Source organism: Oxynema aestuarii AP17, from assembly GCF_012295525.1.
Lineage (GTDB): Bacteria > Cyanobacteriota > Cyanobacteriia > Cyanobacteriales > Laspinemataceae > Oxynema > Oxynema aestuarii.
The window spans coordinates 2849412-2866086 of the sequence record NZ_CP051167.1 but is presented as its reverse complement, the minus strand read 5'-3'; the positions used below and the strand labels follow the sequence as shown (position 1 = coordinate 2866086).

The window sequence follows — 16675 nt, the reverse complement described above, 5'->3', positions numbered from 1 at the left end:
CTAAAGAGACGGGGGCTTCGTGCCTCTCCTTTCGTAGGGGCGTTTCGCGAAACGCCCCTACCCAGCCTAAGCCCTTTGAGGGCTACGTTATCGGTAAGCGTTAAAGTTCAAAAACGGACGCGCCAGCATATAACTCGAAATCGATTTTGCGTCTACCTGTTCCCCATTTAAAATCGCCGCTTCGAGTTCTCTCGGCGTCATCAATACCGTTTCGATATCCTCATCCTCGTCTTGTTGCGGGGGAGTAGGTAACTTTTCTAAATCTTTCGCCAGAAAAGCATAGATAATTTCGTCAGAATAACCGGGAGCGAGGAAAAATTGGCCTAATTTCTGCCATGTGTGCCCTCGATAGCCCGTTTCTTCTTCAATTTCTCGCTTGATAGTCTGTTCGGGATTTTCGCTGTGTTCTACCGTTCCCGCCGGAAATTCTAAAATTCGCCCTTGTACGGCAAAGCGATATTGTCGCACTAAAACTAATTCTCCTTCTGGAGTCAGTGGAACGCATAATGCACCCCCCGGATGGCGGATGCATTCCCAATCGCCTTCAGCCCCATTGGGCAATCGCAGGGTATTGACATCAAAACCGAACTTCCGCCCGGAGTAAGAAAAACGATGGCGGATGAGTTCGGGAGGTTCGTGGCCAAAGGTCATAGGATTTAGGTAAGGTTACGTGAACGTGCAGGTCAGGAGTTGCAGGGGAACCTGTATGTTTCCGGCAGAAAATCAGGAACGGGTCCGATACCCGACTCCCGATTCTGAACTCCCCTACTCTAAAATCTAAACTCCAAAATCTACAATTGCTCAAGCTTCATCGACGTCGTGACCGACGGCGGTGATGGCTTGCTCGAACGATTCCGGTGAGGCGGCAGATTCGATCGCCACGAGTTTACTATCGAGATCGATGTTGACTCGGGCTTGACCATCGACGGTTTTGACAGCTTTGGTGACGGTTTCGGCACAACCGTCACAAACCATTGAAGGAACTTTTAAATTAATAGTCATTCTGAGACAATCCTCGATACTCTAATTGATATTAGGTTTATTCTGCCCGGCGATCGCGGGTTTTGGGATCTCTCAGAGGACAGAATTTTTGATTTTTTCGATTCCCCCGCGATCTAGTGCTTGTGCGAGCTCGGCGATCGCCTTTCCGGAGACCGGATCGAGCCAATCTGGGGCAATTTCGGCGAGGGGAACGAGAACGAAGGCCCGTTCTCTCAGGCGAGGATGGGGGATTTGCAAGCGATCCGATTGGGAAATGCGATCGCCAAATAGCAATAAGTCCAAATCCAAGGTTCGCGGTCCCCATCGTTCGCCGCGCGTCCTTCCATATTGTGTTTCTATCGCTAAAAGTCGGTCTAAAAGTGCTTCGGGTTCCAGTTGCACCTGGCAGGTGGCGCAGCCGTTGAGATAATCCGGTTGGGGCGGTCCGACGGGAGCAGTGCGATACCAACTGGAGGGCTTTACCTCTTTTATTCCGGGAGTTTCGGCTAAAGTTTTCAAGGCGCTTTCGAGGGTGTGGCGGCAGTCGCCGAGGTTGCTCCCGAGGGCGATCGCGCAGTCGATCCAATCACTATCCATGACTTGTTGTTGAATTATTTTTTAAAATATCTGCATTTTTTGACCGCGACGGAGGCGATCGCGCGATTCTCCTGGGGAGATGCCCCGCGATCGCCCCAATTTTTCATAAAACTTGCATCTTAAAACCCTGTTAACTCTCCCCATACAAACGCGATTCTAGGAAATCGAAGGAAAATTATAACAGTCTTTTTTTGCAAGTAAAACTAAAATCTCAGAGACTGTTTATAAAATAAACATTAAGAACCCTGTTGGAGAGGAGGCGATCGCCGGAGCATCCAACGACCGATAGCCGCCATCGGGTTACCCCAACGCTCTCGACAGTCTACGGTGCTTTGTAGCGGTTTAGAAACCCAACCCCTACTCTAAAATCTAAAATTCCCAAACCAGTTTGGGTACAATCGTACTGTTCGTACTGATGGCCGACCGATGGGGCAAATGCATTTATCGGAGCTTTGCCCAGCCTTTGCAAATAAAAACATATGACATCCGAGCAAAATTCTCATCGTCCCGACCTTCAATCGGAGTTCGACCCCGACAACAGCCCTGAAGAAACCACTGAGGCGAACGGTTCCCAGAGCGATCGCCGCGCGATCGCCCAAACTCCCCAAACCGTAGCAGAAACTCGATCCTCCACCTCCACTCGGCCCATTTCACCGTCATCCCCTTCGATCTCGCTGATGGAACGCGACGCTAAGGCGACCTTATCCACCGAAAACGGACACAATAGCAACCTCAAAGATTTAGAACTCACCACGCCATCCCACACCATCAACCCGGCCATTCTGATTTTAGGCTCGATCGCCACGATGATTTTAGGGTTGGCGATCGATAATGTTTGGGTCGGCTTCGGCGGCGCCGCAGGCACCCTGCTGTTTTCCCTGCAAGTAATTTGGCCGAATTGGCGTCACATTTGGTTACAACTGGTTCCCCAACAGTGGCGCGCTGTGGTGGTCGCCGCCTTGGGACTCCTCGTCGGCGTGATCGGCTTGTTGATGCTCAGTGGCGCCAACCAACAGCCGGGAAGCCGCAATATTCAGATTAACTGGGATGCGATCGGCGCCGTCGGCGAAGTGGTCGGCGCCTTGGGTCAAATTTTAATCGCCATTCTCGCGGTCTATGTCGCTTGGAGACAATACGTGATCTCCAAAGAACTGACCATCCAGCAAAACCGGATTACCCAACAACAAACCATTGACGCTTACTTCCAAGGCGTTTCCGAACTGGCGTTAAATGAGGAAGGATTGCTCGAAGACTGGCCCCAAGAACGGGCGATCGCCGAAGGACGCACCGCCGCGATCCTCAGTAGTGTAGACTCGGAAGGAAAAGCCAAAGTTATCCGTTTTTTATCTCAATCCAAGCTACTCGCCCCTCTACGACGGGATAGCCATCTCGGACGCCCCATTCTCGACGGTTCGGGGGGTTATGCGGAAGATCGCGCCCGGGGAGTACGCGTCGTAGACCTGGGAATTATGCTCGCAGGGGCTAATCTGTCGGGAACCGATTTGCGCTGGACTGAATTAAGCGAAGCCAACTTAGTGCGCGCCAACCTCAGCTACAGCGATCTGGTCAAAGCCAATCTCTCACGCGCGATTTTATACGAAGCCAATTTATCGGGAGCTGATTTTAAAGGCACTCGTTTCTACTACGGCAAGTTAGAAACCGCTTCGCCGCGCAGTCGAACCGATCCGCCGAACTATAAAACTGGAGAAGGAACGGGAGCGGTGATCGAAAATGCCGATTTTACCGACGCTCAACGGATGTCAGAATCCCAACGGTATTATTGTTGTGCGTGGGGGGGATCGAAAACCCGAGAGACGATCCCCGGCGGGTGTGAAGGGATTCCCAATTTGTTGGGGCGTTAGGGAGTCGAGCGTCGGGTCTCGGAATTGGCGCAAAAATAAATCAGAATAAGCGGTCGAGGGGTTTTGAAGGCGATCGCCGCTCCAGGTGTTGCTGGATTCCCGCTTGCGCGGGAATGAGCGATCGGGAGAGGAATTTAACGGTCAGAAAACTTCTATGATTTATCTTCTTCTGCGGGAAAAATACCTCGGTTTTTGCGCGCTTCCATGGCGCGTTCGAGTAATTCTAAAATGCCGGGGGCTTCTTCTTGCAGGGTGAGTAACAATCGCTCGCCAATATCTTCATCGCCCGGATCGGTTCCCGTTTCCATGACGGCTTGTAAACGAGGCATGGCAATTTCATCGACAATCTGAATGAGTCCACTCAAACAACGGTTAAATTGTTTTTCTGTTAAAATGGAGTCTTCTAAAGGAAATTCAATAATTGCCCGAATTTCTCCATCGGAAGGGTCGTATTCCCATTGCAACATTTTTGTTTCCCAAGAAATACATAACATTGACTGTAAAATGGCTTCTTTATGGGGATGATCGATAATGCCGGAAATGACTTGCGGGGCGAATAGTTTGAAAAATTCTCCATCTTCATCGAGTTGGATGACGAGTAAAAAGTTTTCGAGGTTATCGGCTTGAACTCCGGTAATAATGCGATTGTTGTCTTGTTCTAGCTCGTATGACCAACCTCGATTGTCCAAATAACGGGCAATTTGTTCTAAAGTAGCTGCCATATTTTTTATCCTTGAATAAGCGTTTGGATTCTTATTTTAAACGCTCTGTAGGGGCGATCGCCAGATGTTTAAAAACTGGACGGTTGGCAGGGGTTTAAGCCTCCCTGCTTCAGGTTCTGGTGACCCGCAAGGTTCTAGCTGGCCGGAAGACTCGGCTAAAATACTCCAAGTCATGAAGTGAGGCAAAATTGCACCGATATCGACCGAGGAACTTCGTCGCACATTAACTATTTTGACATCGATCGCCCTATAGATATACAATATCTTAATCGATCGCCGATCGCCGCCGCGACCAATGTTTAAGATCGATCTAAAATTTGAAATCTAAAATCTGAAATCTGAAATCTAAAATGCCTTCCTGTCCCCATTGCCAGCAATCGATCGATACCGAGGCGATCGCCTGTCCCTTTTGTCGGACGCCGCTTAAAGGGTTCGGTCATCCCGGAATCCCCTTGCATCAAGCCAGTGGAGACGAGTTTCTCTGTGAGAGTTGCACCTATCACGAGGACGATACTTGCACCTTTCCCCAACGTCCCCAGGCAAAAACCTGTACCCTGTACCGCGATCGCGCGCAACCGATCGCCGATCCCGCCGTTAACCCTTATTTGAGCGGCCATCCCCTGCGACGCTGGCGCTTGTGGCTGACCCGCAACGCCGCCGTGGTGGCGATCTCGGCGATCGTGGCGATCGCCGTGCTGCTGGCGTCGATCCAACGTTAGGATCGACCTTCGACCTTTACGATCAAATCGTCGAGCGATCGCTGCATGGCGGTGACGACGCGGTCATAACATTTGTCTACATAGTCGCGATCGTGAGCAGCTCCCGGACCGGAGCGATCGAAGGCGATCGGTTCGCAAAAACGGGTGTGAATTTGCGCCGGAAGGGGAAAATTCGGTAACGGCCCGATCGCCAATAGCCAGGGCAATCCGACATACACCGGAAACACTTCCGGATCGAGATCGAACAGCCAGGGCATCCCAAATTTTTCGTGCAGTTGGCGCATCCCGTCGTAAAGATCGCCGAGGACGAATAAGGTATCGTGAGCGCCGTGAGAAACAAACGGCAAAATTGGCACTCCTTCACGCAAGGCCAATTTAATAAAGCCCTTGCGATCGTGAAAGTAAATGCGATCGCGCAAGGCGTGAGGACGGAAGACATCTTGGGCGCCACCGGGAAACACCAACACCGAGGCCCCCCGCCTAAACGCGGCGATCGCCATGCGCGGGTGAGCCTGTACGGCGCCGCAAATCGTCGCTTGACGGGCCATCTCGGGAAACACCTTCCAGACCATCGGATGCATCAAACCGTAGATGGCGCGATCGGTTCCAAACCGTCGAAACCAGTCATACATTCCCATAAACATATCCGGCGCCGCCAAACCGCCATTATGAGAACCGACAATCAAGAACTGCCCGGTTGGGGGGACATGTTGCCAACCATCGCTCGTCACGCGAAAGTAATAGCGGTAAAACCATTCCCAAATCGGCATTAATTGAGCGATCGCCTGGGGGTCGCGATCGTCCAAAGACCAACCATCGAAAGGATCCCCGCGTTCGATCGCCCCTTCCACATCTGGTAACAACAACCCTTTCAATACCTCAAACAAGCTTGTTTTAGCTCCTTGCAACGCCTTATCGCGTCTTTAAGGATAGTCTGGAGATCTCCGATCTCGCAAATAGGGAAGCTTCAGTATCTGTAGAGAACAGTACAACTCAGAAATGACTCAATCTAAAATCTAAAATCTAAAATTCCACATCCGTGTGACAACAACTTCACCTCAGCGTCACATCCCTCTTCTAAATTCAAAAGTACAGCCATCCAGGACGATTGTTCTTCGCGCCCTCAGTTGTCATCCCCTCTCAATTGTTTCTGGAGGCTGTTCCTTCCCTACCGCATCGAACTTAGAGGAGCAACTTATCATGCAGACTCAAGATCCCCAATCCCTCAACTCCTTGAATTCTTCCAAAGCAACCCCAAGCGATGCAGGTTCCGCTTCTGCTAGATCTCCGGCGACCTGGAAAAAAACCACGACCTATTTATTAACCTTCCTCCTCGGTGCAGGAGTCACCTTGTCGGGAAGTCAGTTACTGCACGCCCAAAACCTCCTCGGAGGAGAAAAATCCGCCAATGGAAATGTGGAACGAGCGGCTAGCCAGGTGGCGCCCCTACAAGCGGCCTTACCTGCGAGCAACGATAGCAATTGGATTAGTTCCGTCGTTCGTCAAGTTGGACCGAGTGTGGTTCGCATCGATGCGTCGCGAACCGTGAAAACGGATATTCCCGACGTGTTTAACGATCCGTTTTTCCGCCAGTTCTTCGGTTCGCAATTTCCCAGCCAACCGCAGGAACGAGTCGAACGCGGCACCGGATCGGGATTTATTCTCAGTGAGAACGGCCAAATTTTGACCAACGCTCACGTGGTCGATGGCGCCGATACGGTAGAAGTGACCTTAAAAGACGGTCGCAGTTTTACCGGAAAGGTGGTGGGAACGGACCCGGTGACCGATGTAGCGGTGGTCAAAATTGAGGCGAATGATTTACCTGTAGCGAAGTTAGCCGATCCGGAAACGATCGCCCCGGGAGAATGGGTCGTGGCGATCGGCAATCCCCTCGGATTGGATAATACAGTCACGGTGGGCATTGTCAGCGCCACCGGACGCAGTAGTTCCCAGGTTGGCGTCGCCGAAAAGCGGGTGAATTTCATTCAAACCGATGCGGCGATTAATCCGGGGAATTCCGGCGGACCGCTTCTCAATCAACGCGGCGAAGTGATTGGGGTGAATACGGCGATTATCCAAGGGGCCCAGGGTCTCGGTTTTGCGATTCCGGTGGATACGGCGAGCCGGATTGCGCGAGATTTGATTGCTGACGGTCAGGTGGAACATCCCTATCTCGGTATTCAGATGGTGGAATTGACGCCGGAAATTAAACAGAAAATTAATAGTAATCCCAATTCCGCACTGACGGTAACGGAGGAAAAAGGGATTTTAGTGGTGAAAGTGATGCCCGATTCTCCGGCGGCGGCGAGTGGTTTGCGCGCGGGGGACGTGATTCAAAAAATTGATGGAAATCAGGTCAGTAATGCAACAGAGGTGCAGCAAATGGTGGAGAAGAGCGCGATCGGTAAAGCTCTATCCATGCAAGTGCTTCGCAACGGTCAACCTCTGAGCTTAGATGTGCTTCCCGGTGCTTTCCCCGTGGAGAACAACGCCGGATAGTGCAGTACATAGGGCAGATTCTGATGCAGATCCTCGGGAGAACCGGGGGTTTTTTTTACGGCGATCGCTCGGCAAGGCGATCGCCAAGATCTATATTAATTTTTTTGCCGATTGCCCGAGGTCGAAAAAAATTATCGATATGATGAACAGTAAGCTTTCTTCAGGCGATTGGTTGCATAAAGGGGGAACGATACCCCGGCGCCTTTTGAGTAAGAAAAAAGTTCTGGCATTATGCAAGCGATCGCGGCAAACTGAGAAGGTTAAAGTGAGTGCGATCGCGTGCAAATAGCACCGTTGCGGAAATTAGAGATCGAGTGGACAAGGGATAAAACGAGCAATCAACATCAAAAACCGATCGCCCCTCCCGACGTAGAGACACAGAATTTTTCGCCCCTACTGCGATTTATCTCTTGATTCAGCAAAGCCGAAATTGCGGCTTTTGAAAAACGTCAATCTTTAGGTGAGAGTTATGGCGCGTTTGAACGAGAAAGCGTATGAAATCTTAGTCGGCGAGCTTAAAAAGTACGCTCAAAACAGCGATATTGCTAACGTAGAAGCCAAGATGGTGATTGAAGCGTTAGACAAACTGCGTGCCGATCCGGGATCTCCTGCTTCTTTTGAAGATATCAAAGCTGAAATTATCGGTTCTTTCGACGACTTCCCCGAAACGGTCATCGCCCGCGCCGCCAAAGCCAATGGAGGGGAGAGTAAAGCCCAATCTGCCAGACAGGGTACCCGTCAAAGCGCCCGTCATCAAAACCGCCACACCAGCGCCACTGCTGCAACTGCAGAGCAATCGAAACCTCCAGTGCGCGGACTGTGGGCTTATATTGCGGGTTCCGTCGCCGTGGGAGTTGCCGCCTTTACCGGGATTGTCTGGATTGCGAACTTACCCTATCCGATGATTCGCAAACCCGTCGCCGAAACCGTTCCGATCTTGTTGCTGCCGAGTTATATCAATATGGATCGCAACTACCGCGCCGCCACCTCCTTAGTGGAAGAAGCGGACCAATTGGTGGCGAAAGCGACCGGACCGGAAGATATAGAACGCGGCGCCGAAAAAGTGACCCAGGCGCGAGAGCATTTAGACCAACTCCCGGTGTGGTTTTTAGGCTACGAACCGAAAATGTACTGTAGTTTGTTCGGGTGTAGTTGGCGCTTTACTTTCGACGAGTTCGAGGCGGCGCGCAAAGCGATGGGACGACTGGAAGCACGGGTTTTTCAGGAACAAAACGCCCAAAAACAATTACAGCAGGCGGAAACGACGATCGCCGAAGCTAAACTCGCCTACGATCGCGCTACGACCGGGGCGGAAAAACAAGAGGCGATCGCCCAATGGCAAAGCGGACTGGATTTGCTCGCCCAAATTGCTCCCACCCCTCTCGCCGGAACGATGGTGCGCCCTCGTTTAGCGGCGGCGGAACGGGATTTTAAAGTCGTGGTCGGATCGACGGAAAAAACCGTCCAGAATGCCACATTTATCGACGCGGCGAAAATCTTTGCCATGCAAGCGGCAGTCAATTCCCAAAATCCACCCCATTCGGTCGAAACTTGGCAACAAATTATCGGGTTATGGGAAGAAGCGATCGATCGCCTCAGACAGGTTCCCAATAACGCCCCCGGTTATCTCGAAGCTCAACAAAAACTGGCGGAATATCAAGCCAACCTCGCCACCGTTCGCAATCGCCTGGAAGCGGAACGGCGATCGGTTCAAGCCCTCGAACGCGCTAATGTCTTAATTGTGAAATGGCAAGAATTGGGGTTGTCCGACCCGGAAAGTCCTCAATTAGCGGCGAATTTGCCTAAAATTATCAACGAATTGGAGAAAGTCGAACCGGGAACGACCGCATCCGCACAAGCGCAAGACCTCTTAAAATTCGCGCGGGAAAAATTGCAGCAGTTGGATAAATCCTGAGTTCGGCGCGAAGGGTGAGAGAAGACCTACCATAGAACTGAGTCTCGCGATCGCCCCAATCGAATGAGCTACTGTCTCAACCCCGCCTGTCAAAAGCCTTACAACCCCGACAACGCCAAGTTTTGCTTGAGTTGTCGTTCCCTGCTTTCACTCAAAAACCACTATCGCGCCTTAGAACCTTTGGGCGAAGGTGGAATGGGTCGCACGTTCCTCGCCGTCGATGAGGATCGGTTGAACGCGCGTTGCGTCATCAAGCAACTGTTACCCGCGCCGGAAATTCAAAGCAATTCCCAGGCGATGGCGAAAGCGACAGAATTGTTCGAGCAAGAAGCCAGACAGTTGCTACAATTGGGCGATCGCCACCCGCAAATCCCCTCGTTACTCGCCTATTTCGAGCAAGAAAAGCGCCTCTATTTAATCCAACAATTAATCGAAGGGGCCGATTTACTCACCCAACTGCAACGGCGCGGACCGTTTGACGAGGCACAAATTCGCGCCCTCCTATTCGAGTTATTACCTGCGATCCAATTCATCCACGATTCCGGCGTCATTCACCGAGATCTCAAACCCTCGAATATTATTCAAACCTCCCCGGAACCGGGGGGACAAACCCGACTCGTGTTAATCGATTTTGGCATTTCTAAATCTTTAAGTGAGACGGGGTTGGCGAAAACGGGAACGCGAACGGGCACGGAAGGATACGCCCCCATCGAACAATTGCGCGGCGGTCGCGCCTATCCGGCGAGCGATCTGTATAGTTTGGGGGTCACTTGCTTGCAGTTACTCTGCGGCGCGCCTCCGAGTCAACTTTACGACCCGATCGCATTGCGCTGGGTTTGGCGGGAAGTCCTTCGCCGTCAAGGGCGCGATGTCGGCGACGCGATCGCCTATATTTTAGATAAAATGGTCGCGGAGGCGATCGCGTCGCGCTATCCCTCGGCGAATGACGTGCTACAGGATCTCGATCGCGCCCTCCCAAACCCCGATCGCCGCTCCAGTCCCGTCCCTTTTTGGGAACAACCCGCAAAACCTCCCCCAGCAAGAGTTTCAGCGCCCGTTGCTTCCCCGGGAGTCGTCCCGAGTTTGCCCCCGTGGGACTGCATCGCCACTCTCACCCACCACGGCGGCGCCGTCCGCGCGATCGCCGTCACTCCCGATGGAAGTACAGGAATCAGTGGTGGCGACGATCGCGCGATCGTTATTTGGAATATGGATAGCGGCGAAATTCGCCATCGTTTAAGCGGACATTCCAGCGCGATTTTAACCCTTGCTATTGCCAAAAATAGCAAGATTTTTGCGTCGGGAAGTGCGGATAAAACCATTAAAGTTTGGCAAACCGAAACCGGGTTTTTATTGCGGACGTTAACGGGACATTCGGCACCTGTTTCCGCGATCGCGATCGCGCCGGACGGACAAACATTAGTGAGTGGCAGTCTCGACCGGACGATCAAACTTTGGGATTTGCGATCGGGTCGTTTAAAACGGACGTTTCCCCAGCGTTCGAGTGGGGTGGTTTCCCTCAGTTTGGGTCGGTCGGGAAAATTGTTAATTTCTGGAAATGAAGACGGCGCGATCGATATTTGGCAGGTGCATAATGGCTATTTAAAAAAGACTCTCGCCGGACACGCGGATGCAGTTAGCGCGATCGCGATCGCCCCAGATGAAACCACTGCCGTAACCTGCAGTCGCGATAAAACCATCCGCACTTGGCAACTGAAAACCGGACAACTATTAGCCCACCCCAAACCCCACTCTAAACCATTCCACGCGATCGCCTATCTTCCAGTTGCTGCGAGTGCAAACCAGACGGGCGATCGAATTATTGCCAGTGCGGGAGAAGATAAAACAGTCAAAATTTGGCATTTAGAAACAGGAAATCTCTTGCAAACTCTTAACGGTCATACCGATACGATTTACTATTTGTTATCGGTTGATATATCGGAAAAATTGTTAACTGGCAGTGCCGACAAAACCATTAAAATATGGCATAAAACATAGAAGGACAATTTCAATTTTCTTCCATCTAAAATCTAAATCTAACATCCCATGAGTTTTTGCTTCAATCCAAGGTGCGCCAAACCCAAAAATCCCGACAGTAATAACTTCTGTCAAAACTGCGGATCTAAACTTTTGCTACGGGAACGATATCGCGCGGTAAAATTTATCGGAAAAGGAACGTATAGCCGTACTTTTTTAGCCATTGATGAAGATTTGCCCTCTAAACCTGCTTGTGCGATTAAACAACTTTTATTAACTTCTCAAGGAAATGACAAACAGGCGAGTCGGCAATTTAAACGGGAAGCAATGCAACTGGATTTATTAGGGAAACACCCGCAAATTCCGCAATTACTCGCTTATTTTACCCAGGATAACGCTCGATACCTGGTACAGGAGTGGATCGAGGGCAAAACTTTAGCCGCCGAACTGGCAGAAACTGGCGGATTTTCCGAATCTAAAATTATTGAATTACTCGAAGATATTTTAACTGTTTTAAAATTTGTTCACGGACAATCTGCCATTCACAGAGATATTAAACCTGCTAATATTATCCGTAGAAAAACGAAAAGTTTCTTGAATGAATTTGAAGAAAAAGACTTAGCAAAAAGGCGCGATCGCCTCGTGTTAGTCGGTTTTGGTTCCTCGAAACTCCTGCCTCGAACATCTCCCGGAGGAAGCAGCACAATTATCGGATCGGCGGAATATGCGGCGCCGGAACAACTCTCGGGACAAGCTGTATTTGCCAGCGACCTGTATAGTTTGGGAATGACTTGCATTCAATTAATCACCGAAATGGACTTGTTTAGCTTGGCGCAAGGGGAGGAGGGACTCTGGAAAAGTCGGATGGTGCGTCCGATTAGCGTCCGTTTGGTCGAAATCATCGAAAAAATGGTGCAACCTCTCACGGGACGGTATACGTCAGCGACGGCCATTTTAGAGGATTTGGCGAGCTTACAACCGATCGCCTGGGACTGCGTAGAAATACTCACCGGAGTCGAGCGAGTGCGCTGCGTCGCGGTCAGTCCCGATGCGCGGGTCGTCGTCGGCGGTGGCGAAGACAGTCAGGTTAAATTGTGGGATCTCGGCGGACAGGGAGGCGGGGACAGTCTGGGAAACTGGATGTCCGGCCATTCTGGGGGGATCCAGGCGGTGGCTTTTGCGCCGGATGGCCAGCAGATTCTCACGGGTAGTAGCGATCGCTCGATCAAAGTGTGGGATCGGGGGACGCGCAAGTGCGTGCGATCGCTCGGCGATTGGTTTGCCAAGCATTCCGGTCCGGTCAATGCTCTGGCGATTTCCGCAAACGGTCAGTTCGTCGTCAGTGGCAGCCAGGACGCTACGGTGCGGGTCTGGAATCTCGCTAAAGGTAAGAGTTTGGCCACTTTAAGCGGTCATCTAGCCTGGGTCGAATGTGTGGCGATCGCCTCCAATTATCGCTACATTGCCAGTGGCGGGGGCGATCGTGAGGTGAAATTATGGGATGCGGAGTCGGGGAAATTAACGGCGACGTTGACGGGTCATGAAGACACCGTGCAGGCTTTGGCGTTCGGACCGGACGGCGAAGTCTTGGCCTCCGCCAGCCGCGATCGCACGGTTGTCTTATGGCAAGTGAGTACAACAGAACGACTGGCTACGCTCACTCATCGCGAAAGTATCGAGGCGATCGCTTTCCACCCGCGATCGCCTTTGTTAGTGGCGGGCGATCGTGCCGGATGCGCGGTTTTATGGAACCCTTATACTTTTGCCAAACTGGGCGAATTTAGCGCCCATCAAGCCGCAGTTACGGCGCTGGCGTTCGCACCCGACGGCACAATTTTGGTCAGTGGGAGTAGCGACAGCAGCGTTAAAGTCTGGAAACTGGCGCGCTGAATTGTTGACAAAGTGCCCCATTCCGCGATTTGTTCCTTCAGCCACCGCCGCAAGCCCCGTATTAGCATTGTTGCACCTACGGTTTCTCTTAGTTGCAACACCTCGCTGACTTTCGAGACAGGCAGAAACTGCCGAGGAACGGGTTCGTCAACTCGAAGCCCGTTTGCGCGAACTCGAAGGTCGGGGCAATGGGGAACCTCCTGCTTAACTTTTAAGGGGTTCGGGCAGTTTGGCGATCGCAACGGCGCCAATTCGATCGCCTCGGTCTGGCGGCGATCGGGTTCCTAGCCAAATCGAGCCAAAGTCTGTCATGCTTATTGGGCGCGAGATCTCGGGGATCGCCCGTCGCCTTAACTTCACATCTAGTTACAAAATTTGAAAGTATTAACTCAGTCTGGAGTAAACTTTGGTATCGATCGCTTGCACTTATTTGAATCGATCCTTAAAGTAGAAATTGAAGCAATCAAGGCTTCCCTGGCAGATACAAACAGCCCAGTTCAAGTTAAATCAGAAGAGGTTCAAAGCTGTTCAATCTCATATCTGTCTCGTTAAACTCCAACAACATCACCCAACCAGAGGGTCGATATTTCCTCAAATAAAACAAGGGCAGCTCTGCCACTGAACGATTGAATCGGTGTCATCTGCAAAATGTTAAAAAAGAGAGGAAATCACTCGGCGAGTATGGCTTGGGTGTTGTTGTTTTTGAGCAGATTTGAGAAAATTTGAACGTTATTTGAAACTGAATTTTTCTGAATCTAATTCTTCAGCATCGTGAATAGCAATTCACTGGAGGGGCGAAAAATGTTTTGCCCCTCTTTGAGTTAAAAAAATGGCTCGAATGGATTTGTAGGCTGAAAGCATACCTACAATACCTACAGGTCAACAATCGACGCGATCAAATAATCCGTTAACGTGCGGGCGTCAACGCCCAATGGCGATCGCTCGCGGGCGGCTAACCGTCCAGCTTGGGCGTGCCACCATACCGCCGCTTCCACCAAGGGGGCGATCGCCCCTTCACCGACCGATGCTTGGGCGACCAAACCCCCTAACAGTCCGGTAAGGACATCGCCAGTACCGCCCCGGGCGAGGGCTGGGGTACTCTCGGGAAGAAACGCAACAGTGCCGTCGGGATGGGCGATCGCCGTGCGGGCGCCTTTGAGGACGACGATCGCCCCAGTGGCCACCGCCGCCCGCCGGACGCGATCGCAGCGCTGCACTTCGGTCCGTTCGATCTGTGGAAACAACCGCTTAAACTCGCCGGGATGGGGCGTCAGCATCGTCGGTGCTTCCCGTGCGGACAACCTTTCCACCGTTCCGTTTTGGGCGAGCCAATTTAAGCCGTCCGCGTCGAGAACCGCCGGAACGGGACAGTCCAGAATTGCCGGAACTACTGCCGCATCCAGGGTCAGTCCGGGACCGCAGGCGATCGCACTAAATCCTTGTAAATCTAACTCCTCCGGAAAAGCGGCGATCGCCCCAGTTTCCGTTTCCGGACAGCCGACGACCAGCGCCTCGGGCAAGTGGCCGTTATACAATAACTTCAACGACTCCGGAACGGCGATCGACAGCATCCCCACTCCACTCGCACGCGCCGCCAATCCTGCCAGTAATCCCGCTCCACTGTAGCGCCGGGAACTGGCCACCAGCAACAGATGACCTTGTTTGTACTTGTGGGTGACCTGGGGACGATCGAGGGGTAATTGCGATCGCGCGCAACTCGCTACAATCCGGCGCAGTGCAGGGGGACGGCTCACCACCGCCTCGATATCCGCCAGAGGTAAATCGAAATCGATTAATTCCGGCGTCCCCACATACGCCAGCGCCTCATCTTGTACCAGTCCGAGCTTCCACAAGCCCAGACAAAAAGTGCGAGTCGCCCGCACGGCGGTTCCGAGGGGTTGCCCCGTATCCGTATGCAATCCCGACGGGAGATCGATACTCAACACCGGGGAATCCCACTCGTTTAACCGATCTACCGCTTCGGCGATCGCCCCGGAGAGCGGGCGTTCCAACCCAAAACCGAACAAGCCATCGACGAACAGATCGCATCCCTCTAATGCCGAGATCTCCTCGTCAAACGGCACGCCTAAACTGGCCAAATACTGGGCGTGTTGACTCGTCAGTGCTTTTAACTTCGATAATGGCTGGTAAACGGCGATCGCGTAGCCCCGAAAGTGCAACTCTCGCGCCACCACCAGCGCATCGCCGCCATTGTGTCCCGGTCCGACGAGGACGCCGACCCGCGAGACCTCCGGCATTTCCTGTAATAAGGCTTCGATGCGGCGAGCGACCGACCCGGCGACCTTTTCCATCAACGCCGCTACGGGTATTCCCGCCTCGAAGACCCGAGCTTCGATCGCCCGCATTTGCTCGGCGGTGACGAGAATCGATTCAACTGTTGCCTTCCTGCGATCGGTCCGTGTCATCATTGCTGTTCGATCTGGCTACAGAATTAGTTTAGATCGCCAGCGCAGCGCCGAGGGTCGGCTGAAACCATGCAAAAAGCAGGAGAAGCCCGGACGTGGGAACTTCTCCTGCTTTGTCAGATCTTCGGAACGGAAAATAGGAACTAGAATTCCGGATCTTAGGGAGGCGATGCGTTTGACTTTTGTGGGTCAGTTCAATCATTACGATCGAACTTACTTATATTCTAAAACAACTAGCGGGAGTTGGATCGGGGGCGATCGCCTATTTTTGGGGAAATCTCCTAGAAATTCGTAAAAATACGCCAAATGGCTTAGAGCCCGCTCCGGATCCGCGCGTCAAATCCGAAGTTTTGAAGATAACCACTTTCCTGTTGAGCCGTGACGCGATCGGGATACGGCCCCAACTGTAGATAGGTTCCCAACGACGAATTGCGAGGGGTAATGTCCTGAGTGGGAATCCCCGCTTCCACCAGTTGGCTGACCGTCGCATCAACCTCGCGGGCGTCAACGGGAACAATGACAAAATAAGGATCGCTCACCCCGTAAGTGGACGGGACTGTCCCGGTAAACGTCGGCGGTGGGGGCGGGTAACTCCCCGCAAAAGTGCTCGTCGTCGGGGCGGGGAGACTGGCAACGGGGGGCGATGTTTCTTCCGTAGCGATCGCCGAGCGCACCCCGTAAAACTCCAGTTCTCGCGATCGCCGTTGAGCATTGCCGTAATTTTCAAACACCCCCACTTGAATCACCGTTGTGCCCCGATATTGGGTGTAAAACGCTTCCGGTTCCACCAGGCGGACTTGCTGCAAAACCCGATCGTTTTCCCGAGGGATATAAACGATGTAGCGTTTGGAATCCGGAACGGGGGGCGCACTGGGGGGCATGTAGGGCGGCGGCTCGTAAGTCCCCAGAGGTGGGGAAAAGCGATCGTCGTCGGGTTCTATATCTTGGAAAACCGGGATTTCCGGCAGGGGTTGGGCGATCGCGGCGCCGGGATGGACGGCGATCGCCCAACTCCCTCCCACCAGAGCCAAACATCGAATCGCGGTAGTCATCCGTTGACTGAAGTTAGACCGAGACAAGTTCATGG

General features: G+C 52.4%; 13 protein-coding genes. 6 read left to right on the top strand and 7 right to left on the bottom strand.

From position 1 onward, the window contains the following. Nucleotides 1-87 precede the first annotated feature (87 nt). From HCG48_RS11770 to folK, 3 genes are all read right to left on the bottom strand, one after another. Nucleotides 88-651: an NUDIX hydrolase gene (locus tag HCG48_RS11770; RefSeq protein ID WP_168569325.1), complete on the bottom strand. Its 564-nt coding sequence runs from the start codon at nucleotides 649-651 to the stop codon at nucleotides 88-90. A 150-nt stretch (nucleotides 652-801) separates the two neighbouring features. After that, complete coding sequence (locus HCG48_RS11765) at nucleotides 802-1002, bottom strand: heavy-metal-associated domain-containing protein (protein WP_168569324.1); 201 nt, start codon at nucleotides 1000-1002, stop codon at nucleotides 802-804. 72 nt (nucleotides 1003-1074) lie between these two features. Then, on the bottom strand, nucleotides 1075-1578 hold the full coding sequence (gene folK / locus HCG48_RS11760; RefSeq protein ID WP_168569323.1) for a 2-amino-4-hydroxy-6-hydroxymethyldihydropteridine diphosphokinase: 504 nt from the start codon (nucleotides 1576-1578) through the stop codon (nucleotides 1075-1077). 479 nt (nucleotides 1579-2057) lie between these two features. On the opposite strand from folK, the gene HCG48_RS11755 reads away from it, so the two are divergent. Then, a complete protein-coding gene (locus tag HCG48_RS11755; RefSeq protein ID WP_168569322.1) occupies nucleotides 2058-3440 on the top strand; it encodes a pentapeptide repeat-containing protein in 1383 nt (460 codons plus the stop codon). Between the two features lie 152 nt (nucleotides 3441-3592). On the opposite strand, the gene HCG48_RS11750 is transcribed toward HCG48_RS11755, so the two are convergent. Next, nucleotides 3593-4162, bottom strand: coding sequence for a type III secretion system chaperone family protein (locus tag HCG48_RS11750; protein WP_168569321.1), 570 nt, complete (start codon nucleotides 4160-4162; stop codon nucleotides 3593-3595). Nucleotides 4163-4512: 350 nt separating this feature from the next. Between HCG48_RS11750 and HCG48_RS11745 the strand changes: the two genes are divergently transcribed. Then, entirely contained in the window at nucleotides 4513-4881 is a 369-nt protein-coding gene (locus HCG48_RS11745) for a zinc ribbon domain-containing protein (RefSeq protein WP_168569320.1), read from the top strand. Here HCG48_RS11745 and HCG48_RS11740 read toward each other — a convergent pair. Next, nucleotides 4878-5747 carry a lysophospholipid acyltransferase family protein gene (locus HCG48_RS11740; RefSeq protein WP_246260104.1) on the bottom strand — a complete coding sequence of 290 codons (870 nt, stop codon included), beginning with the start codon at nucleotides 5745-5747 and terminating at the stop codon, nucleotides 4878-4880. The two genes, HCG48_RS11745 and HCG48_RS11740, sit on opposite strands and share 4 nt — an antisense overlap. 334 nt (nucleotides 5748-6081) lie before the next feature. Here HCG48_RS11740 and HCG48_RS11735 point away from each other — a divergent pair, with 334 nt between their 5' ends. The 4 genes from HCG48_RS11735 to HCG48_RS11720 all read left to right on the top strand — a co-directional run bounded on the left by HCG48_RS11735 (nucleotide 6082) and on the right by HCG48_RS11720 (nucleotide 13162). Then, nucleotides 6082-7380 (top strand): HhoA/HhoB/HtrA family serine endopeptidase, encoded by a 1299-nt coding sequence (locus HCG48_RS11735; protein ID WP_168569319.1) that lies wholly within the window; start codon nucleotides 6082-6084, stop codon nucleotides 7378-7380. Between the two features lie 469 nt (nucleotides 7381-7849). Beyond that, nucleotides 7850-9295 carry a hypothetical protein gene (locus tag HCG48_RS11730; RefSeq protein ID WP_168569318.1) on the top strand — a complete coding sequence of 482 codons (1446 nt, stop codon included), beginning with the start codon at nucleotides 7850-7852 and terminating at the stop codon, nucleotides 9293-9295. A 63-nt stretch (nucleotides 9296-9358) separates the two neighbouring features. Next, nucleotides 9359-11293 carry a serine/threonine-protein kinase gene (locus tag HCG48_RS11725; RefSeq protein ID WP_168569317.1) on the top strand — a complete coding sequence of 645 codons (1935 nt, stop codon included), beginning with the start codon at nucleotides 9359-9361 and terminating at the stop codon, nucleotides 11291-11293. Nucleotides 11294-11341: 48 nt separating this feature from the next. After that, nucleotides 11342-13162: a serine/threonine-protein kinase gene (locus HCG48_RS11720; RefSeq protein ID WP_168569316.1), complete on the top strand. Its 1821-nt coding sequence runs from the start codon at nucleotides 11342-11344 to the stop codon at nucleotides 13160-13162. A gap of 872 nt (nucleotides 13163-14034) precedes the next feature. Here HCG48_RS11720 and HCG48_RS11715 read toward each other — a convergent pair. Beyond that, nucleotides 14035-15591 carry an NAD(P)H-hydrate dehydratase gene (locus tag HCG48_RS11715; protein WP_320415781.1) on the bottom strand — a complete coding sequence of 519 codons (1557 nt, stop codon included), beginning with the start codon at nucleotides 15589-15591 and terminating at the stop codon, nucleotides 14035-14037. Nucleotides 15592-15899: 308 nt separating this feature from the next. Then, nucleotides 15900-16673 carry an SPOR domain-containing protein gene (locus HCG48_RS11710; protein WP_168569315.1) on the bottom strand — a complete coding sequence of 258 codons (774 nt, stop codon included), beginning with the start codon at nucleotides 16671-16673 and terminating at the stop codon, nucleotides 15900-15902. Between the last annotated feature and the right edge of the window lie 2 nt (nucleotides 16674-16675).